Source organism: Rhodovulum sp. PH10 (assembly GCF_000293785.1).
Lineage (GTDB): Bacteria > Pseudomonadota > Alphaproteobacteria > Rhizobiales > Xanthobacteraceae > Rhodoplanes.
The window spans coordinates 42,662-62,884 of the sequence record NZ_AKZI01000068.1 but is presented as its reverse complement, the minus strand read 5'-3'; the positions used below and the strand labels follow the sequence as shown (position 1 = coordinate 62,884).

General features: G+C 69.5%; 20 protein-coding genes. 14 read left to right on the top strand and 6 right to left on the bottom strand.

The window, feature by feature from the left end; all coding sequences use genetic code 11:
* Positions 1-366: 366 nt before the first annotated feature.
* Entirely contained in the window at positions 367-2,436 is a 2,070-nt protein-coding gene (locus A33M_RS12490; RefSeq protein WP_008387543.1) for a M3 family metallopeptidase, read from the bottom strand.
* Between the two features lie 197 nt (positions 2,437-2,633).
* Between A33M_RS12490 and dapB the strand changes: the two genes are divergently transcribed.
* On the top strand, positions 2,634-3,443 hold the full coding sequence (gene dapB, locus A33M_RS12485; RefSeq protein WP_008387542.1) for a 4-hydroxy-tetrahydrodipicolinate reductase: 810 nt from the start codon (positions 2,634-2,636) through the stop codon (positions 3,441-3,443).
* 71 nt (positions 3,444-3,514) lie between these two features.
* Complete coding sequence (locus A33M_RS12480) at positions 3,515-4,141, top strand: 2,3-bisphosphoglycerate-dependent phosphoglycerate mutase (RefSeq protein ID WP_008387541.1); 627 nt, start codon at positions 3,515-3,517, stop codon at positions 4,139-4,141.
* An 87-nt stretch (positions 4,142-4,228) separates the two neighbouring features.
* Here A33M_RS12480 and A33M_RS12475 read toward each other — a convergent pair whose 3' ends face one another.
* Positions 4,229-4,804 (bottom strand): DUF6101 family protein, encoded by a 576-nt coding sequence (locus A33M_RS12475; protein ID WP_040620388.1) that lies wholly within the window; start codon positions 4,802-4,804, stop codon positions 4,229-4,231.
* 134 nt (positions 4,805-4,938) lie between these two features.
* On the opposite strand from A33M_RS12475, the gene A33M_RS12470 reads away from it, so the two are divergent.
* From A33M_RS12470 to lpxK, 5 genes are all read left to right on the top strand, one after another.
* On the top strand, positions 4,939-5,121 hold the full coding sequence (locus A33M_RS12470) for a hypothetical protein (RefSeq protein ID WP_040620386.1): 183 nt from the start codon (positions 4,939-4,941) through the stop codon (positions 5,119-5,121).
* 63 nt (positions 5,122-5,184) lie between these two features.
* A complete protein-coding gene (locus A33M_RS12465; RefSeq protein ID WP_008387538.1) occupies positions 5,185-6,552 on the top strand; it encodes a TldD/PmbA family protein in 1,368 nt (455 codons plus the stop codon).
* Positions 6,539-7,363, top strand: coding sequence for a 3'(2'),5'-bisphosphate nucleotidase CysQ (locus A33M_RS12460; RefSeq protein WP_008387537.1), 825 nt, complete (start codon positions 6,539-6,541; stop codon positions 7,361-7,363). Before A33M_RS12465 ends, A33M_RS12460 begins: the two co-directional genes overlap by 14 nt.
* Positions 7,364-7,419: 56 nt before the next feature.
* Positions 7,420-8,718, top strand: a complete 1,299-nt coding sequence (locus A33M_RS12455; protein ID WP_040620421.1) for a 3-deoxy-D-manno-octulosonic acid transferase — start codon at positions 7,420-7,422, stop codon at positions 8,716-8,718.
* Between the two features lie 59 nt (positions 8,719-8,777).
* Entirely contained in the window at positions 8,778-9,830 is a 1,053-nt protein-coding gene (lpxK, locus tag A33M_RS12450; protein WP_008387534.1) for a tetraacyldisaccharide 4'-kinase, read from the top strand.
* 90 nt (positions 9,831-9,920) lie between these two features.
* Here the strand turns inward: lpxK and A33M_RS12445 are convergent, their stop codons facing one another.
* On the bottom strand, positions 9,921-11,135 hold the full coding sequence (locus tag A33M_RS12445) for an NADP-dependent isocitrate dehydrogenase (protein WP_008387533.1): 1,215 nt from the start codon (positions 11,133-11,135) through the stop codon (positions 9,921-9,923).
* A 448-nt stretch (positions 11,136-11,583) separates the two neighbouring features.
* On the opposite strand from A33M_RS12445, the gene A33M_RS12440 reads away from it, so the two are divergent.
* From A33M_RS12440 to A33M_RS12425, 4 genes are all read left to right on the top strand, one after another.
* Positions 11,584-11,793, top strand: a complete 210-nt coding sequence (locus tag A33M_RS12440) for a cold-shock protein (RefSeq protein ID WP_040620383.1) — start codon at positions 11,584-11,586, stop codon at positions 11,791-11,793.
* A gap of 97 nt (positions 11,794-11,890) precedes the next feature.
* A complete protein-coding gene (locus A33M_RS12435) occupies positions 11,891-12,286 on the top strand; it encodes a YkgJ family cysteine cluster protein (protein WP_008387531.1) in 396 nt (131 codons plus the stop codon).
* A 132-nt stretch (positions 12,287-12,418) separates the two neighbouring features.
* Entirely contained in the window at positions 12,419-13,630 is a 1,212-nt protein-coding gene (locus tag A33M_RS25310; protein ID WP_008387530.1) for a TrmJ/YjtD family RNA methyltransferase, read from the top strand.
* A 203-nt stretch (positions 13,631-13,833) separates the two neighbouring features.
* Positions 13,834-14,385, top strand: coding sequence for a cytochrome b (locus tag A33M_RS12425; protein ID WP_040620382.1), 552 nt, complete (start codon positions 13,834-13,836; stop codon positions 14,383-14,385).
* A gap of 126 nt (positions 14,386-14,511) precedes the next feature.
* On the opposite strand, the gene A33M_RS12420 is transcribed toward A33M_RS12425, so the two are convergent.
* Complete coding sequence (locus A33M_RS12420) at positions 14,512-14,835, bottom strand: DUF1476 domain-containing protein (RefSeq protein ID WP_008387528.1); 324 nt, start codon at positions 14,833-14,835, stop codon at positions 14,512-14,514.
* Positions 14,836-15,189: 354 nt separating this feature from the next.
* On the opposite strand from A33M_RS12420, the gene purC reads away from it, so the two are divergent.
* Both purC and A33M_RS12405 read left to right on the top strand, forming a co-directional pair.
* Positions 15,190-15,957, top strand: a complete 768-nt coding sequence (purC, locus tag A33M_RS12410) for a phosphoribosylaminoimidazolesuccinocarboxamide synthase (protein ID WP_192814110.1) — start codon at positions 15,190-15,192, stop codon at positions 15,955-15,957.
* 159 nt (positions 15,958-16,116) lie between these two features.
* Positions 16,117-16,698 (top strand): Uma2 family endonuclease, encoded by a 582-nt coding sequence (locus A33M_RS12405; RefSeq protein WP_008387526.1) that lies wholly within the window; start codon positions 16,117-16,119, stop codon positions 16,696-16,698.
* A 95-nt stretch (positions 16,699-16,793) separates the two neighbouring features.
* Here A33M_RS12405 and A33M_RS12400 read toward each other — a convergent pair whose 3' ends face one another.
* On the bottom strand, positions 16,794-18,803 hold the full coding sequence (locus A33M_RS12400) for a potassium transporter Kup (protein WP_237718363.1): 2,010 nt from the start codon (positions 18,801-18,803) through the stop codon (positions 16,794-16,796).
* 22 nt (positions 18,804-18,825) lie between these two features.
* Between A33M_RS12400 and A33M_RS24435 the strand changes: the two genes are divergently transcribed.
* Entirely contained in the window at positions 18,826-19,344 is a 519-nt protein-coding gene (locus A33M_RS24435) for a hypothetical protein (RefSeq protein WP_192814111.1), read from the top strand.
* Here the strand turns inward: A33M_RS24435 and A33M_RS12395 are convergent.
* Positions 19,334-20,158: an OmpA/MotB family protein gene (locus tag A33M_RS12395; protein ID WP_008387522.1), complete on the bottom strand. Its 825-nt coding sequence runs from the start codon at positions 20,156-20,158 to the stop codon at positions 19,334-19,336. The genes A33M_RS24435 and A33M_RS12395 overlap by 11 nt on opposite strands.
* Between the last annotated feature and the right edge of the window lie 65 nt (positions 20,159-20,223).

The following is a 20,223-nucleotide window of genomic DNA, read 5'->3' as shown; positions in this document are numbered from 1 at the left end:
TCGAGTTGCGGTCGACAGCGTCGATGACGCCTCGAGTTCCCCCTCACCCGGCGAGCTTCGCTCGCCGACCTCTCCCCGCGAGCGGGGAGAGGTGAAACTGCTTCCGGATGATCGGCTCGGGTTCTTACCCTCTCCCCTCGTGGGAGAGGGTGGTTCCGAGCGGAGCGAGGAACCGGGTGAGGGGGACCTCCTTCCGCTCCGAGCTTGCGGTAGCCCCCCTCACCCGGCTCGGACGTCACTTCGTTCCGTCCTCACCACCCTCTCCCACGAGGGGAGAGGGAAGGGAGCCGTGCTCCCGGACGAACGAATACCGAGCCGATCAGCCGGACATCGTATAAAACTGTAACACCCAGCTGCTCGGCTGAATCACGCCGCCTCGTCGGCGAGCCCGCGCTTCTTCAAGAGCGCGTCGGGGGTGGGCAAGCGGCCGCGGAAGGCGACATAGGCGTCGGCCGGGTCCTGCCTGCCGCCGGCGGAATAGATCGCGTCGTGCAGCTTTCGCGCCGTCGCCGGGTCGAACGGGTCGCCCGCCTCCTCGAAGGCCGCGAACGCGTCGGCGTCCATCACCTCCGACCACATGTAGCTGTAATAGGCCGACGCATAGCCGCCGCCGGAAAACACGTGGGTGAAATGCGGCGGGCGGTGCCGCATGGAAATTTCCTCCGGCATGCCGATGCGGGCGAGGGCGTCGCGCTCGAAGGCGGCCGGGTCGATCGCCTGCGCCTGCTGCGGCGACAGCGCGTGGAAATCGAGATCGACCAGCGCCGAGGCGACGTATTCCACCGTGGCAAAGCCCTGGTCGAAGGTTTTTGCCCGCAGGATCTTCTCGATCAGCTCGTCGGGGATTTGCGCGCCGGTGACGGCGTGGCGGGCAAAACGGCGGAGCACGTCGGGGTGCTGCACCCAGTGCTCGTAGAGCTGCGAGGGCAGCTCTACGAAATCGGTGGCGACGCCGGTGCCGGAGATCAGCGGATAGGTCACGTTCGACAACAGGCCGTGCAGCGCGTGGCCGAACTCGTGGAACAGCGTGCGGGCGTCGTCGAACGACAGGAGCGCCGGCTCGCCCGGTGCGGGCTTTGCGAAATTGGTGACGTTGACGATCAGCGGCAGCACCGCGGCGTCGAGCTTTTCCTGGCGACGCAGCGAGGTCATCCAGGCGCCGGAGCGCTTGGAGGCGCGGGCAAAATAGTCGCCGAAAAAGAGGCCGACCGGTGCGCCGTCGCGGCTCACCTCCCACACCCGCACGTCGGGGTGCCAGACGGGGACGTTTTTGCGCGGCGCGAAGGTGATGCCGAACAGCCGGGTCGCGGTGTCGAAGGCGGCGGCGATCATTTGGTCGAGCGGCAGATAGGGCCGCACCGCCTCCTCGTCGAGGCCGTAGCGCGCCTTTCGCACCTTCTCGGCGTAGTGGCGCCAGTCCCAGGCGGCGAGCGGAAAGTTGCCGCCCTCGCGGCGGATGGTGTCCTGCATGGCGTCGCGATCGGCGAGCGCGCGGGCGCGGGCGGGCGCCCACACCCGCTCGAGCAGGGCGCGGACGTTTTGCGGCGTCTTCGCCATGGAATCGTCGAGCCGGTAGTCGGCGAAGGTCTCGTAGCCGAGCAGTCTTGCGCGCTCGGCGCGCAGCCGAATGGTCTCGGCGATCACCGCGGCGTTGTCGGTCGGGCCGCCCTTGCAGCCGCGCGACGTCCAGGCGCGAAACGCCTGCTCGCGCAGATCGCGCCGCTCGGAGGCGCGCAAGAATCCTTCGACGCTCGAGCGGGCGAGCGTGATCGCGTATTTTCCGGGATGGCCGCGCTCCGCCGCCGCCGCGCGGGCTTCCTCGCGGGCCGCCGTCCCGAGTCCTGCGAGATCAGCCTCGTCGAGCAGCATGACAAAACTCTGCTCGTCGGCGAGCACGTTCTGGCTGAAGGTGGTGCCGAGCCTCGCCAGCCGCTCGGTGATCGTCGCGAGCTTTTCCTTTGCGGCGGCATCGAGGCCGGCGCCGGCGCGGCGGAACATCAGGCGGTAGCGCTCGAGCACGCGGGTCTGCTCGGCATCGAGGCCGTCGGCGTCGATCGCCGCGAGCCGTTTCGCCAGCCGGGCGTCGGTCCGGATCCTGTTGGCGTGGGCGGCGAGCCGCGGCACGATGGCGCGCTCGATCGCCAGTAGGGCGTCGTCGCTGTTGGCGCCGACCAGCACGAAGAAGACCGAGGACACCCGGTTCAGCGCCCGCCCGCTGCGCTCCATCGCTGCCACGGTGTTGGCGAAAGTCGGTGCGGCGCTCTCGGTCGCGATCGCCTCGATCTCGGCCACGTGCTCGGCGAGCGCGCGCTCGAAGGCCGGCAGATAGTGGCCGGGGGCGATCGCGCCGAAGGGGGGCGTCTCGAACGGCGTGTCCCAGGTCGCGAAGAAGGGGTTTTCGGAGGTCGAGAGATCGGCGGAAGGCTGGGCTGTCATGCGGACCGTTTCCGTGAGATTTTTCCGACGTCGCCCGATGGAGACGGCGCAACGGGGAATATAAGTGCCCGCGCCCCGCCCGCCACCGGCCGAGGGCCGGGACGGGCCGCCGCGGCGGCCGGAACCGCGCCCGGCGCCTCGAAGGTGTACGCCGGGTGTGGCATGCTCTATATCCGCTCCGACCGATGGAGGGAGCGATGGCGGATGTCCGACTGATCGTCACGGGGGCCGGCGGGCGCATGGGCCGGACGCTGGTGAAGGCGATCGCCGACGCGCCCGGCGTGGTGCTCGCGGGGGCGGTCGATTCGCCGGCTTCGGGCATGATCGGGCGCGACGCCGGCGAGCTCGCCGGGCTCGGGCCGAACGGCGTCCTGGTGGCGGCCGACATCGCCCCGCTGCTGGAGAACGCCGACGGCATTCTCGACTTCACCGCGCCGGCGGCCTCCGTCGCCTTCGCCAAGCTCGCGGCGGACAAGAAGCTCGTCCACGTGATCGGCACCACCGGCTTCTCGGCGGCCGACGAGGAGGCGATCGCGGCGGCCGCCAAGGCGACGCCTATCGTCAAGTCGGGAAACATGAGCCTCGGGGTGAACCTGCTGGCGGCGCTGACCAAGCGGGTCGCGGCCGCGCTCGATGCCGAGTTCGACATCGAGATTCTCGAGATGCACCACAACAAGAAGGTCGACGCGCCGTCCGGCACCGCGCTCTTGCTCGGCCAGGCGGCGGCGGATGGCCGTGGCGTCGATCTCGCGCAGACCGCCGACCGCGGCCGCGACGGCCACACCGGCGCCCGCCGGCCGGGCGACATCGGCTTCGCCTCGCTGCGCGGCGGCACGGTGGTGGGCGATCATTTCGTGGTGTTCGCGGGACCGGCCGAGCGGATCGAGCTGGTGCACCGCGCCGAGGACCGGATGATTTACGCCCGCGGTGCCGTGAAAGCCGCGCAGTGGGCGAAAGGCCGCGCGCCAAACCTCTATTCGATGGCCGACGTGCTGGGCCTCGACTGAGCCGAAACCGAAACGCCACGCGCCGCGGGCAGGCTCGCGGACGGGCGCCATCGAGCGACAGGGGACGATAGATGAACGACCGACTTCTCGTGCTGGTGCGTCACGGCGAGAGCGAGTGGAACCTGAAGAACCTGTTCACCGGCTGGCACGACTGCGAGCTGTCGGAGAAGGGCGTGCAGGAGGCGCGCGCCGCCGGCAAGAAGCTGAAGGCGCAGGGGCTCACCTTCGACATCGCCTTCACCTCGGCGCTCAAGCGCGCGCAGAACACGCTCGGCCTGATCCTCGAGGAGCTCGGCCAGACCAATATTCCGATCATCAAGGACCAGGCGCTCAACGAGCGCGACTATGGCGACCTCGTCGGCCTCAACAAGGACGACGCCCGCAAGAAGTGGGGCGACGAGCAGGTCCATATCTGGCGCCGCTCCTACGACATCGCGCCGCCGAACGGCGAGAGCCTGAAGGACACCGCCGCGCGCGTGCTGCCCTACTACATCAGCGAGATCCTGCCTCGCGTGATGCGGGGCGACCGGGTGCTGGTGGCCGCGCACGGCAACAGCTTGCGGGCGCTGGTGATGGTGCTCGATCGGCACACCACCAAGTCGATCCTCGAGCTCAATCTCGGCACCGGCGTGCCGATGATCTACCACCTCGCGGCCGACACCACGGTGGCCTCGAAGCAGGATCTGGCCGCGGCCTGATCGGTCTTCCGGAACGGCATCGACGGCCGTGCGCGCGGCGGCAAACGCGTGCGCACGGCCGTTCGTGTCTTTCGGGGTGCCCGGTGCTCAGCTCCGGGCGATGATCTCGCGCTCGTCGCGGAAAACCTGCGGCGCGGGCGGCAGCCGGCCGGGCTTGCGCCGCATCAGGATCGAGGCACGGCGGCGCTTCATCGGGCCGACCCGGCGGCGGCGGCTCTGCGCCTCCCACACCCGCAGCGCACCGAGATGCGCGAACGGCGCCCGCAAGGTGCCGTCGGTGTCGGCGATCAAAAGCCGAAGCCCGAGCACGCGCGCCCACAGCTGCCACTCGGCCACCGCGTCGGAGCCGTCCGGTGCCACGAACAGTGGCACGCTGAGGGCCGGGTCGCGGTGCTCCAGCACGATCGCGACCGATCCGTCGTCGTCGCTGATCGGCTCCAGCACCCGCAGCGCCACGCCGAGAAAGCTCGTCACCGGCAGCGACACCGCCATCCGCATGCCGGCGACCGCGCGGCGCACGATCACCCGCTCGCGATGCAGATCGATCACCCGCTCGCGCGTGTCGGCGGCGGAATCGGCGGTGCGGAACCGCACGGGCAGAGCGAAGGGGTCGAGCCGGACGCACCGGCTCGACCCGGAGGGAGCAACCCCACCGGCACTCATGTTCGACGCCTCTTTTTCTGCTTCCCTGTGTCGGACTCTGTCGGCCCGATCTTTGATGCGAGAGTAGCGGGAGGCGCTTCGAATCCTCTTAAAAGCGCTGGTTAATCGGGTGTTTCTCCAATGCTTCGAACCACATGATCAACGAGATGTCACCGCGATCGGAGGCTTTGGAAACAGTTTTTACCGATCTTGCCGACGCGTTCACGAAGCTTGCGAAAACCTTTATGCTCGCCCCGACGCCGGCTCGCACGCAGGCTGCGCCGGGCCTCCTCGGCAAGTTCGGCTTGATCGCCCGGCCGCGGTGCCCCATGTCGTGACTGCTCGATGTCGTAATCGTCGCGATCGTTCCGTCCGTTTCCAGCGAAAGCGCCCGTCAGAACATGTCCCGTCCGCCCGCCTCCTCCCTGTTCGACCAGTCCGCGCTCGTCACCCTCGCCGAGCTTCTCGTCGCCGCTGCGAAGAAGGCCGGCGCCGACGCCGCCGATGCGATCGCCACCCGCGGGGTGTCGCAGAGCGTCGAGGTGCGCGACGGGACGGTGGAGGAATCGACCCGCGCCGAGGACGACAATGTCGGCCTGCGCGTGCTGATCGGGCGGCGGCAGGCGGTGGTGTCGACCAACGATCTGGTCGGCGAGGGCGTCGAGGCCCTGGCCGAGCGGGCGGTGGCGATGGCGCGCGTCGCCCCGGAGGACCCCTATGCCGGCCTCGCCGACGAGGCGCTGCTCGCGAAAGAGTTCCCCGACCTCGACCTGGTCGATGCCGACGTCCCCGACGTCGGCGTGCTGGAGCAGCGCGCCAAGGCGGCCGAGGCGGCCGGGCTCGCGGTGAAGGGCGTCACCAAGTCGAGCGGCGCCTCCGCCTCGGCCGGGATCGGCGGCATGGTGCTGGTCACCTCGACCGGCTTCACCGGCATCTATGTCGGCTCGCGCCATTCGGTGGCGATGACGGCGATCGCCGGCGAAGGCACCAAGATGGAGCAGGACTACGACTGGTCCTCGACGGTGCATGCGAGCGATCTCGCCGATCCGGAAGCAATCGGCCGCTCGGCCGGCGAGCGCGCGGTGCGGCGGCTCAACCCGCGAAAGGTCCAAACCCGCCGTGTGCCGGTGGTGTACGACCCGCGGCCGGCCGGCTCGCTGGTGTCGCACCTCGTGTCGGGCGTCAACGGCGCGTCGGTGGCGCGGAAGACCAGCGTGCTGCGCGACAAGCTCGGCCAGCGCATTTTTGCGCCCGGAGTCAGAATTGTCGACGATCCGCTGCGCAAGCGCGGCCTGCGCTCGCATCCCTTCGACGCCGAAGGGGTCGCCGGCAGGCCGCTCGCGCTGGTCGACGACGGCGTGATCACCACCTGGCTGATGGACTGCGCGACCGCCCGCGAGCTCGGCTTCACCTCGACCGGCCACGCCCAGCGCGGGGTCTCCTCGACGCCCTCGCCGAGCGCCTCCAACGTCCATCTCGAGGCCGGCCCGGAGACGCCGCACGAGCTGATCGAGGACATCTCCGACGGCTTCTACGTCACCGACCTGATCGGCATGGGCATCAACATGGTGACCGGCGACTACAGCCGCGGCGCCAGCGGCTTCTGGATCGAGAACGGCGAGCTGACCTATCCGGTCAGCGAGGTGACGATCGCCGGCAATCTGATCGACATGTTCGCCACGCTCGAGCCGGCCAACGACCTCGAGTTTCGCTATGGCATCAACGCGCCGACCGTGCGGGTGGAGGGCTTGACCGTTGCCGGGCTCTGACGCGGACGAGCGTTCCGCGGTCGCGACGCGGCTCGGCGACCTGTTGCGCGAGGCGGGGGTGCTGGCGCTGCGCGGGCATCGCCACCCGGTGCGCAGCTGGTTCAAGGAGGCCGACCACTCGCCGGTCTCCGAGGTCGATCTGGCGGTCGACAAATTCTTGCGCGAGCGCCTTCCCGACCTGGTCGCGGGCTGCGGCTGGCTGTCGGAGGAGACCGAGGACGATCCGGCGCGGCTCGACTGTCGGCGCGTATGGGTGGTCGATCCGATCGACGGCACCCGCGGCTTTCTCGCCGGCCTGCCGGATTGGACCATCTCGGTTGCGCTGGTGGAGGACGGCCGGCCGGTGGTCGCCGCGCTGTTCGCCCCGGTGACCGACGAGTTGTTCCTCGCTGTCGCCGGGCAGGGCGCGACGCTCGACGGCGCGCCGATCGTGGTGCGGGCGGCGCAAGCCGGCCTCGCCGGCCTGAAAGGCGCGCACGTCGCCGGCCCCGCGCGGCTCGTGCAAAAGCTCGCGACCGTGGAGCCGTCGGTGGTCCACGAGCCCAAGGTGCACTCGCTGGCGTTGCGCCTCGCGCGGGTCGCACAGGGGCGGATCGACGTCGCCTTCGCCAATCATAACGCCCACGACTGGGACCTTGCGGCTGCCGATCTTTTGGTGCACGAAGCGTCCGGAACGTTGACGACGCTCGCGGGAGCGCCGGTGCGGTACAATCGTCCGACACCGACTCACGACGCGCTGATCGCAGCGGATCCGTCGCGGCACCGCACGGTGTGCGACATCGTGGCGGGCGCCGCCAAGGCGTGCTGCTGAGCCGGCGCAAGGGCGCTGCCGGTGTGTTCCGAGTCGGGTACGAGGAGGCGGCGAATTTGGTCGAACGGTTGCCGTTCACCTTCGCGGCCTATCGGCTCGCCACCCGCACGGTGACGCCGCTCGCGCCGCTTCTCCTGTCTCATCGGCTGCGCCGCGGCAAGGAGGACCCCGTCCGCCTGTCCGAGCGGCGCGGCATCGCCGGAAAGCCGCGCGGCGAGGGGCCGCTCGTCTGGATCCACGGGGCGAGCGTCGGCGAGCTGATCGCGGCGTTGCCGCTGGTCGAGAGCCTCACCGGCCGCGGCCTCGCGGTGCTGGTCACCTCCGGCACCGTCACCTCGGCCAAGGTCGCCGCCGAGCGCTTGCCCGAGGGGGCGATCCACCAGTTCGTGCCGCTCGACGCGCCGCATTACGTGCGCCGCTTCCTCGATCACTGGCGGCCCGATCTCGGGCTGTTCGTCGAGTCGGATCTCTGGCCGAACCTGATCGTCTCCAGCGCTGCGCGCAAAATCCCGCTGATCCTGGTCAACGGCCGTTTGTCCGAGCGCTCGTTCGCCAAATGGCAGAAGGCGCCGTCGAGCATCGAGGCGCTGCTCTCGCGCTTCGACCTGTGCCTGGTGCGCTCGACCGAGGATTCCGAGCGGTTCGGCGCGCTCGGCGCGCCACGGCTCGGCGTCACCGGCAATCTCAAGCTCGACGGGCCGCCCCTGCCGTTCGACGCCGGCAAGCTCGCGGTGCTGCGCCGAGCCCTGTCCGGCCGGCCGGTGGTGGTCGCCGCCTCCACCCATCCGGGCGAGGAGGTCGCGGTGCTGGAGGCGCACCGGCAGCTGCGTGCCGATTTTCCGCGGCTCCTCACCGTGCTGGTGCCGCGCCATCCCGAGCGCGGCGAGGAGATCGCGGCGCTGGCGGCCGCCGCCCGGCTCGAGGTCGCCCGCCGCTCGCAGAACGCGCTGCCCAATGCGGCGACGGAAATCTATCTCGCCGACACGCTCGGCGAGCTCGGCGTGATCTTTCGCGCCGCGCCACTCGTGTTCATGGGCGGCTCGCTGGTGCCGCACGGCGGCCAGAACCCGATCGAGCCGATAAAACTCGGCGCCGCGGTGCTGCACGGCCCACACGTGCACAACTTCGCCGACATCTATGCCGACCTCGACCATGCCGGCGGCGCCTTGCCGGTCGCCGACACCGAAGGCCTGGTGGCGGCGCTGCGCACGCTGCTCGGCGAGGACGCGGCGCGGGTGCGGCTCGCCCGCGCCGGCACGCGGGTGGTGCAGAATCTCGCCGGCGCGGTCGAGCGGACGCTGTCGGCGCTCGAGCCCTATCTCGCCCAGATCCATCTGCGCGGCAGCCGGACCTGACGTCCGCCCGCGACGCCGCCCTCGGTGACCGCCATGCGTGACATTCATGCGTGACATCCATGCGTGACCCGGCCTTCTGGTGGCGCCCGCCCGGCCTGTCGAGCGCGCTGCTGGCGCCGATCGCGGCGGTGTATGGCGGCATCGCCGGCCGGCGGATGGCGCGGTCCGGCCTGCGCGCTGCGGTGCCGGTGGTGTGCATCGGCAATCTCACGCTGGGCGGCACCGGAAAGACGCCGACCGCGATCGCGGTGGCGAAGATGTTTCGGCTCGCCGGGCTGAAGCCGGTGTGTCTCACCCGTGGTTTCGGTGGCCGGGCCGAGGGGCCGGTGACGGTCGAAGCCGGAGCGCGGGCCGAGGATGTCGGCGACGAGCCGCTGCTGCTCGCCCGCGTGGCGCCGACGGTGGTTTCGCGTGACCGCGTCGCCGGCGCCGAGGCGGCGATCGCGATCGGTGCCGACGTCATCGTGATGGACGACGGGCTGCAGAACCCGGCGCTGGAGAAGACGGTGTCGCTGGTCGTGCTCGACGGCCGCCGCGGCATCGGCAACGGGCGGGTGTTTCCCGCCGGGCCCCTGCGGGCGCCGCTCGCCGGCCAGCTCGAAAAGGTCGACGGCGTCTTGGTGATCGGCGCCACGCCGGAGGGGACCGAGGCGACACGGGCGCTGCTCGACAGCGTGCGGCGGGCGGACAAGCCGGTGTTTTTCGGGGCGCTCGTGCCGGAGGCCGAGGCGGTGGCGGCGCTGCGCGGCAAGCGCCTGCTCGCCTATGCCGGGATCGGCGACCCGGAAAAATTCTTCGCGACCTTGCGCGGCCAAAAACTGGATGTGGTGCGAACGAAAAACTTTCCGGATCACCACCGCTTCTCGCCGGCCGACGCCGCCTGCCTGACCGACATCGCCGCCGCCGAGGGGCTGGTGCTCGTCACCACCGAGAAGGATGTTTGCCGGATGCAGGGCGACCCCGCCCTCGCAGGCCTGGCGACGACGAGCGCCACGCTGCCGGTGACCCTCGTGCTCGACGAGGAGGCGGGTGCGGATCCGGGGCTCGACCGCTGGCTCGGCGCCCGCACGGGGCTGTTCGTCGAGGCGAAAGCGTCCGGCGCGCCGCTCTGACGACGCGCCATTTCTCACCAGTTATTGAAAAAAAACGAAAAAGGGCGCGCCGCGGCGCGCCCTTTTCCGACGTATTCCAGAGAGCGAGGCTCAGGCGGCGAGCGCCTCGTCCAAGTTCTCGGCGACCTTGTCGAGGAAGGCGGTGGTCGAGAGCCATGTCTGCTCCGGCCCGACCAGCAGCGCGAGGTCCTTGGTCATGAAGCCGGCCTCGACGGTGTCGACGCAGACCTTCTCGAGCGTCGCGGCGAAGCGGGCGAGCTCGGCGTGGTCGTCGAGCTTTGCCCGGTGCGCGAGGCCGCGGGTCCAGGCAAAGATCGAGGCGATCGAGTTGGTCGAGGTCTCCTGCCCCTTCTGGTGTTGGCGATAGTGGCGCGTCACCGTGCCGTGCGCGGCCTCCGCCTCGACGATCTTGCCGTCCGGCGACATCAGCACCGAGGTCATCAGGCCGAGCGAGCCATAGCCCTGCGCGACGGTGTCGGACTGCACGTCGCCGTCGTAGTTCTTGCAGGCCCAGACATAGCCGCCGTTCCACTTCAGCGAGGCGGCGACCATGTCGTCGATCAGCCGGTGCTCGTAGGTGAGCCCGCGCTCGGCGAACTTCTCCTTGAACTCGGCGTCGAACACCTCCTGGAAGATGTCCTTGAAGCGGCCGTCATAGACTTTCAGGATGGTGTTCTTGGTCGACAGATAGACCGGATAGTTGCGCATCAGCCCGTAATTGAACGAGGCGTGCGCGAAATCGCGGATCGAGTCGTCGAGATTGTACATCACCATGCCGATGCCCGAGGCCGGGAACTTGAAGACCTCGTGCTCTTCGACCGTGCCGTCCTCGCCGACGAACTTCACCGTCAGCGTGCCCTTGCCCGGCACCTTGAAGTCGGTCGCGCGATACTGGTCGCCATAGGCGTGGCGCCCGATCACGATCGGCTGGGTCCAGGACGGCACCAGGCGCGGCACGTTCCGGCAGATGATCGGCTCGCGGAAGATCACCCCGCCGAGAATGTTGCGGATGGTGCCGTTCGGCGAGCGGTACATCTTCTTGAGCGAGAACTCCTTCACCCGCGCCTCGTCGGGGGTGATGGTGGCGCACTTCACGCCGACGCCGGCCTTCTTGATGGCCTCCGCCGCGTCGATCGTCACCTGGTCGTCGGTCGCGTCGCGGTGCTCCATCCCGAGATCGAAATATTGGAGATCGACGTCGAGATACGGGTGGATCAGCTTGTCCTTGATGTACTGCCAGATGATCCGGGTCATCTCGTCGCCGTCCATCTCGACGACCGGGTTCTTCACCTTGATTTTCGCCATGGGGCAGACGGCCTTTCACGAGCGCACGGGCGGATCGGGGATGCGGGCGGCGGGCGGACCGGCGGGCGCTCGCCGCCGGGGGCCGCAGTCCAGGCGGCGCCTATAGCATCCGCGAAGTTCCGGAGGAAGACGACAAAGGGTCGAAAGCCGCGCCGCCCCCGGCCTTCGCCCGGCCGATGTGAGGGACTCGCGGCGCGGCCGGACGGCGCGAGAACGGTACGCCGCCAGCCGAAAAACATCTCGCGGACGCCTTGCGCCGGCCCGCGTTCACCGATATTTGGTTGCCATCGACATTTGGCCGGACAATCGGGCCGTTTCGCCTTCGCCGAAAGCGGGCGTACGATCGGACTTATCTCTCCAAAGATCGAACGAGCGACCGAAGAGCCACCGTGGTTCAGCTGCCGTGGCGCTTCGGTGTATCCGCACACAGCTGCGAAAGGATCTCCCGATGACCCGGGGTACCGTGAAGTTCTACAACGATCAAAAGGGTTACGGCTTCATTGCGCCGGACGACGGCAGCAAGGACGTGTTCGTCCATGCGACCGCGCTCGAGCGCGCCGGCCTGCGCGGCCTCGCCGAGGGCCAGAAGGTCGAGTTCGACACCCAGCAGGATCGTCGGACCGGCAAGATCGCCGTCGGCACCATCGCGATGGTGTGACGACGCGCGTCGCCGTCGGCGACACCGCGTGCACGACAAGAGCCGCCCTCCGGGGCGGCTTCTTCGTATCCGGGTTCGTATCCGGAAGGAGCCGCCGATGAGCGAGCGCCACGCGGCTCGGACCGCAACGGCCCCGACCCCGGCAGCCCCGACCGCGCCGGCCGGTCCGCCCGCCGATGCGCTGGCCGACGCGCTCTCGGCCGCGATCGCGGCCGCCGGCGGCTGCAGGACCTGCGGGGCGTGCTGCGCCTATGCCGCCGACTGGCCGCGCTTCTCGCTGGAGAGCGAGGCGGCGCTGGCGGCGATCCCGCCGGAGCTGGTCGCCGCCGACGGTGCCGGCATGCGCTGCATCGGTGACCGCTGCGCGGCGCTCTCCGGCGAGGTCGGGGTCGCCACCGCCTGCACCATCCATCCGGTGCGGCCCGAGGTGTGCCGCGCCTGCGAGCCCGGCGATCCGGAATGCGGGCTCGCCCGCGCCCGGTTCGGGCTGTGACGCCGGCGCCGGCCGTTCGCCGGTTCCGGGCGGCGGTCGACACGCGAAACCGGATCGGCTAGTGGTCCGATTCCGACATTCGAGCCCCGCTCGGCCGCAGGCTCGTCCACCAGAAAGACCCCTCCCGAGACCATGCCCGGCGCCGGAACCGACAAGACGAAAACCTGGGTGGTCGCCCCCGCTCCCGTGGTGATTCTGGTCGAGCCCCAGCTCGGCGAGAACATCGGCGCCGCCGCCCGTGTGATGGCGAATTTCGGCCTGTCGCGGCTGCGGTTGGTAGCGCCGAAGCAAGGGTGGCCCAATCCCAAGGCCCACATGATGGCGGCGGGCGCCGACCGCGTGCTCGAGAGCGCCGTGCTCTACGACACCCTGAAGGACGCCATCGCCGACTGCACGCAGGTGCTCGCCTGCACCGCGCGCGCCCACGACCAGGCGAAGCCCGTGCTGTCGCCGGAGGCGGCGGCGGCGACGCTCGCCCCGCCGGTCGCGGCCGGCGAGACCGTCGCGATCGTGTTCGGGCGCGAGCGCAACGGGCTCGAGAACGAGGAGGTCGGGCTCGCCGACGCGATCGTCACCTTCCCGGTCAATCCGGCCTTCGCCTCGCTCAACCTCGCCCAGGCGGTGTCGGTCGTCTCCTACGAGTGGTTCAAGCTGACCGGCACCGGGCTCCCGTTCGCCATGCCGGTGCGCTCGCAGCCGGCGCCGAAGGAGCAGCTGCTCGCCTTCTTCGGCGACCTCGAGCGCGAGCTCGAGACGGTCGAGTTCTTCCGTCCCGCCGAGAAGCGCGAGACGATGACCATCAATCTGCGCAACATCTTCTCTCGCATGCAGCCGAGCCGGCAGGACATCCAGACGCTGCACGGCGTGATCATGGCGATCGCCGAAGGCCGCAAGGGGCCGGCGCGCGGCGGCGTGCTGGACGGCGACGAGGCGTCGCTGCTGCGCAAGCTGCTGGCCGAGCACGGCGACGGCAAGGTGCCGGGCGAGCGCGGGCCGGTGCGCGGCTTGTCGCGGCTCTTGCGCCGCAATCCGACCGAGGCCGAGCGCACACTGTGGGCGGCGCTGATCGCCGACCGCCGGTTCGCCGGGCAGGGCTTCAAGCGGCAGGTGCCGGTCGGCCCGCACATCGCCGATCTCGTGTCGTTTCCGCTGCGCACCGTGATCGACATCGAGCCGCGCGAGGAAGCCGACGAGGCCCGCACCGCGCGCGCCGACAAGCGCGCCTGGCTTTCCGCCCGCGACTACCGGGTGCTGCCGGTCGCGGCCGGCGCGATCGAGGCGGACCCGCATGCCGTGCTGGACGCGCTCGCAACCGCGCTCGCCGCGCCGCGTGCCGACGCCTGACGGGACGCCGAAGCGCCGTACCACATCGTCTTTCACGCATGTGTGAAAGCTCGCGGGATGCCGATTCGCGCGCAGCTCGCGGCGACACGACGGCGCCTGCGGCAATCGGCGCGCCGCCGCGGGCGGACGTCTTGCTTTGGATCAAGGAGCCGGCGACGAATGTGCGCTTGGCTCGCGCCATCCGAAAACGAGGTCTTTTGGCGATGGGTTTGCGCAATTCGTCTTATGCCTACGGCTCGCTCGCGCGGGCGTTCCACTGGCTCACCGTGCTGGCCGTCACGCTCGCCTGGATGATCGGCCTGTTCCACGATGCGCTGCCGAAGGGCAGCCCGGAGCGCGCCGCCGCGATGCTCACCCATTTCAGCCTCGGCCTGTCGATCGTCGCCTTGTTGATCATGCGGGTGCTGTGGCGGGTCGCCGACCCGGCGCCGCGCCCGGAGCCGACCCCGCTCGGCCGGCTCGGCGAGATCTCCGCCGCCGCGGTTCACGGCATCGCCTATCTGCTGCTCGCCGCGGTGCCGGTGGTCGGCGTCCTGATGGTGTTCGCGGCCGGCCACGCGCTGCCGGTGTTCGGGCTGGTGATGATCCCGCCGCCGATCGCTGCCGATCCCGCGCTCGCCAAGATGCTGCATCCCTGGCACGAGTGGCTCGCCCACGCGCTGATGGCGGTCGCCTTCGTGCATGCGCTCGCCGCGCTGATGCACCACTGGGTGTTTCACGACCGCACGCTCACCCGGATGCTCGGCCGCGCCTGACGGCACACGCTCCCGGTGCGCGAAGGGCCGCGTTTCGCGGCCCTCCATCCGATACGCGAAGGGCCGCGGTTGCGCGGCCCTTTGTCGTCGTTTCGCCGGTGGGGATCGTCCGTCATCGGCTGGTCGTCACTGGCCGGCCTTCACCGAGTCGATCGCCTGGAGCAGCAGCTCCTCCATCGTCCGTCTGATCTGATGGTCGGACTGGTGCACGCCCGCGGCGTCGAAATCACGCCGGATCTTCTGAAACACGTCCTCCTCGCCGGGCGCCTCGAAATCGGCGATCACCACCTCCTTGGCGTACGCCTCGGCCTCGGCGCCGGACCGCCCGAGCTTCTCGGCGGCCCACAGGCCGAGCAGCTTGTTGCGCCGCGCCACCGCCTTGAAACGCAGCTCCTCGTCGAGCGCGAATTTCTTTTCGTGACTGTCCCGCCGATCCTCGAAAGTATTCATCGGTTCCTCGTCGCTGACCCCGTTTTCCGACCTCGCGTCGGACGCCCGGCGGAAATGTCGCCGCGCGGCATCGCAACTGCGCCTTGCATACCGCAAGGTAGAGGTCAAGGCCGGCTTACCACCCGCACAAGTCCTCATTGCACGGCCTGCCCCGGAGGTCTATGTCGATTGTGCTCGCCGCCACCATCGGGTAGTTTCGCTGCCGGACGTGGGCAGCCGGCCGGACGTGGCGTGCCCGCAACGTCCGAAACTCGACCTCGCCGCGGGCAACCCCGGACCTGGGCAAGCGCCTCTGGGCAACCCCGAAACGGAGCCACGGCATCCATGGATTTCCTCGAGACACGGTACACCCCCATGAGCCGACGCCGCCGCATCTACGAAGGCAAGGCGAAGGTCCTCTACGAGGGCCCGGAGCCGGGAACGTTGATCCAGCACTTCAAGGACGACGCGACCGCCTTCAACGCCAAGAAGCATCAGGTGATCGAAGGGAAGGGTGTGCTGAACAACCGCATCTCCGAGTACCTGTTCCAGCACCTGAACGACATCGGAGTGCCGACCCACTTCATCCGCCGCCTCAACATGCGCGAGCAGCTGATCCGCGAGGTGGAGATCGTTCCGCTCGAGGTGGTGGTGCGCAACGTCGCCGCCGGCTCGCTGTCGCAGCGCCTCGGGATCGAGGAGGGCACCCAGCTGCCGCGCTCGATCATCGAGTTCTATTACAAGAACGACGCGCTCGGCGATCCGATGGTCTCGGAAGAGCACATCACCGCCTTCGGCTGGGCGACGCCCCAGGAGATCGACGACATCATGGCGCTCGCCATCCGCGTCAACGATTTCCTCTGCGGCCTCTTCCTCGGCGTCGGCATCCGTCTGGTCGACTTCAAGATGGAATGCGGCCGGCTGTGGGAGAACGATCTGATGCGGATCGTCGTCGCCGACGAGATCTCGCCGGACTCCTGCCGCCTGTGGGACATCAAGTCGAACGAGAAGCTCGACAAGGACCGCTTCCGCCGTGATCTCGGCGGTCTGCTCGAGGCCTATACCGAGGTGGCGCGCCGGCTCGGCATCATGAGCGAGAACGAGCGCTCGATCGGCTCCGGCCCGGTCCTCGTGAAGGGCTGATGCTCGTGAAGGGCCGACGGCGACGCGCCGGAAGCCGACGAAAGAAAGACAGCCCGGCCGGACGGCGGCCGGGCGCCTCGGCACAAGCCCGAGCCGGGGCAAGACGCTCGCGACGCAGCCCCCGAGCCGCCACACGCCAGATCCACGTCAGGAGACCGCATGGGCATCCCGACGATCAGCACCGCACCGATGTCGGTGGAGGATTTTTATGCCTTCACCGACGGTCGTCCCGACGAGGAGAGGTGGGAGCTGATCGAGGGGGAGCCGATGATGCAAGCGTCTCCGGGGTTCTTTCATCAGGTCATCGCCGCCAATCTGATCACTGCGCTGAAAACGCGGTGCGCCGGCACGGCCGGCTGGACGGTGATTCCGGGAATCGGCGTGCGGGTCTCGGGAGCGAGCCTGCCGCAGCCCGACGTGATGGTGGTGCCGACGCCGGCCCGGCGCGACCATCGGCCCGGCGCCGGCTTGCGGCACGCAGAAAACCCGCTGGTCGTGTTCGAGATTCTCTCGCCCTCGACCGCCGACCGTGACCTTCGCTGGAAGCGCAACGCCTACACCGCGCTGTCCTCGCTGACGCACTATGTCGTGATCGCACAGGACGCGATCGAGGTCGCGGTGTTCGCCCGCGACGCCGGCTTTGCCGAGCGGCGGCTGCGCTCGCGCGACGACGCGATCGCCTTCGCCGATCTCGGCGTCACGCTGTCGCTCGACGAGATTTTCCGCGACACCGGCCTGTGAGCGTTTTCCGCCGTCCGGTGCGATCCGTGACCGGTGCGCCTCTCCTCCGGCCGTAGCGAAACCATTCGCGACTCGCTACTCACCACTCGCCGCCCTCACACCGTCACCTGTGTGCCGACCTCCACCACCCGTCCGGTCGGGATCTGGAAGAAGTCGGTGGCGTCGCTGGCGGTGCGGGCGAGGCGGATGAACAGCTTGTCCTGCCAGCGCGGCATGCCGGAATGGGCGGCGGGCTTGAGCGAGCGGCGCGACAGGAAGAACGACGTCGACATGATGTCGAAGTGCCAGCCCTGCTTGCGGGCGATCGCCAAGGCCTTCGGCACGTTCGGCGTCTCCATGAAGCCGAACCGCAGCACCACCTTGCTGAACAGCGGTGAGAGCTGGGTGATGCGCACCCGCTCCTCGTCGGTGACGCGCGGGGTGTCGGCGCTCTCGATCGTCAGCACCACGTTGTGCTGATGCAGCACCTTGTTGTGCTTGAGATTGTGGAGGAGGGCGGTCGGCGCCGAATCGGGGTCGCCGGTGAGGAATACCGCGGTGCCCGGCACGACGTGCGGCGGCTTCTTGGTCAGCGTCTGCACCAGCGTCTCGAGCGGGATCTCGAGGTGGCGGGTTTTTGCGAGCAGCAGCCGCGAGCCGCGCCGCCAGGTGATGATCATCAGCACGATGGTGCCGGCGAACAGCAGCGGCACCCAGGCGCCCTCGAACAGCTTGAGCAGGTTGGCGACGAAGAAGGTGACGTCGATCAGCGCGAACGGGGCGATCAGCGCCGCCGCCGCCCACGGCTTCCAGTGCCACAGCTTCCAGATCACCACGAAGGCGAGCAGGCCGTCGACCACCATCGTGGTGGTCACCGCGATGCCGTAGGCCGAGGCGAGATCGCTCGAGGTGCGGAACAGCGCGACCAGCAGCAGCACGCCGACCAGCAGCGCGGTGTTGACGCGCGGAATGTAGATCTGGCCGAGCTGGGTCTCGGAGGTGTGGCGGATCGCCAGCCGCGGGATCAGGCCGAGCTGGATCGCCTGGCGGGTCAGCGAGTAGGCGCCGGTGATCACCGCCTGGCTGGCGATCACGGTGGCGGCGGTCGCCAGCACCACCATCGGGATCTGCAGGAGCTCCGGCACCATCCGGTAGAACGGGCTCTCGATCGCCGCCGGGTGCGACAGCACCAGCGCGCCCTGCCCGAAATAGTTGATCACCAGGGAGGGGAAGACGAGGCCGAACCAGGCGGTGCGGATCGGCGTGCGGCCGAAATGGCCGAGATCGGCATAGAGCGCCTCGCCGCCGGTGACGGCGAGAAAGACCGCGCCGAGCGTGACCAGCCCGGTGACCGGGTGGTCCCACACGAAGCGGACCGCGTGCAGCGGGTTGACCGCGCCGAAGATGTGCGGGTCGTCGGCGAGGTGGACGAAGCCGAGCGCGGCGAGCGACAGGAACCACACCACCATCACCGGCCCGAAGAACGCCGCGACGCGGGCGGTGCCGCGCGACTGCACGGTGAACAGCGCGACCAGGATGATCACCGTGAGCGGCATCACCACGTGATCGAGCGCCGGGGTGACGATGGTCAGACCCTCCACCGCCGACAGCACCGAGATCGCCGGAGTGATCACCGAGTCGCCGTAGAACATCGCCGCGCCGATGATGCCGAGCATGACGATCGGCACCGTCCGCCGGCCGACCGCCCGCGAGGCGAGCGCGGTCAGCGACAGCGTGCCGCCCTCGCCGTGATTGTCGGCGCGCAGCAGCAGCAGCACGTATTTGGCGGTGACGACGATGGTCAGCGCCCACAGGATCAGCGACAGCACGCCGAGCACCGCGGCCTGGGTGATCGGCCCGGTGCCGACCGCGGCGCGCAGCGCCTCGCGGAAGGCGTAGAGCGGGCTGGTGCCGATGTCGCCATAGACGACGCCGACGCTGCCGAGGGTGAGCGCCCAGAAGCCGGAGGGGTGGCCGGCACCGGAGGAGCTTTCGGTTTTTGCGCCGTCCGGTTTCGGTCCTTCGGGTTTTGCCCCGTCGGGTTTTGCTGCGTCGGATTTGGCTGCGTCGGATTTGGTGGCGGCCGTTTTTACCGGCTCTGGCTTGGTCGCATCCGGCTTGGTCACGTCGGGCTTGGCGGCGTCGGGCTTGGCGGCGGCCGTTTTTACCGGCTCCGGTTTGGCCGGCTCCGCCTTCGTCGCATCCGACTTCGCCATATCCGATTGGGCCGCGCTCGGCTCGACCGAATTCGACCGGGCGGAGTCCGGGGTACCGGACGGCGCGATGTCGCGGGTCGCCTCGTTCATGGTGGTGCCGACTCGATCCCCGCGCAAATCCGAAGCGGCGGTCGGAGCCGGGGCGAACCGGTGTCCGGCCGCCGCGGTCCCTCTGCCGCGTTTATGCCCCAATAGCACGCCGGGCCATCGGGACAATGGTCTCGACGACGTACGGGTTTCACCCGCGTCGCTGCGGCGGCCGGTCCCGGCGCCGGGAGTTGCAGAAAAAATCGTTCAATTCGAGCACATTGGCTTCGAAATGCGGCGCCTGGTGGCGTTTTCGCCACGGTTCGGGCCGGTCGTGCATGGCGGTCCCGCAAGGCGGGTGGTCTCGACCGGGAGCCGAATTCCGGCGGCGCTGCACGTCAAGGACGCGTGCGTCAGGGCTTGAAGTCGAGCGGCAGCGGCGGCGCCTCGCGCACCAGCGTGATGGTCACCCGCCGGTTGGCGGCGATCGCCGGGTCGTCCGGAAACAGCGGCTCGGTGCCGGCCTTGCCGGCGACGCGGAAGAAATGGCCGGTCGGCACGCCTTCCTCCTCGAGGATGCGGCGCACTGCGTTGGCGCGCGCCGCCGAGAGCTCCCAGGCGTCGTTGCCGGCGCCGTAGGCGATGCGGGTCTTCGAGGTGTGCCCGGTGATCGAGATGCGGAACGGCATCGCCTTGAGCATGGTGGCGAGCTTCTGGACGATCTGGCGGGTGCGCTCGTAGGGCTCGGCCGAGCCTTCCGGGAACATCGAGCGGCCGTCCTGGTCGACGATCTCGACATTGAGGCCGTCGCGGCTCTCCTCGATCATGATGTGCTTGGAGGCTTCGGTCAGCTCCGGCATGTCGTGCATCGCCTGGCGGAGCGTGGCGGCGGCGAGCGCCAGCGCCTTGTCCTTCTGCAGCCGGGCGCCGGGGCTCATGGAGTCGGACTGCTCGTCCGGGGTCGGGTTCTGCGAGGCGTCCTCGGGCGGGATGTGGGCGGCGCTCTTGAGCTTCGGCCGGGTCGGCAGGCCGGGCATCTCGATGATGCCGGAATAGCGGATCGCGGTCTGCACGCCGAAGGCGTCGCGCATCGAGCCGGCGACGATCTGCAGCTTCTGCTTGTCCTGGGTGGAGAAGGCCGCGAGCATCACGAAGAAGGCGACCAGGAGCCCCATCAGGTCGGCGAAGGTGACGAACCAGCCGTGGCCGCCGCCGGCGGCTTCCTTGCGGCGTCCCATCAAGGCCTCCCGCGGGTGTGCGCCGGGCGCGCCGGCCGGACGGTGGTCGGAGTGCTCGCCCGGTC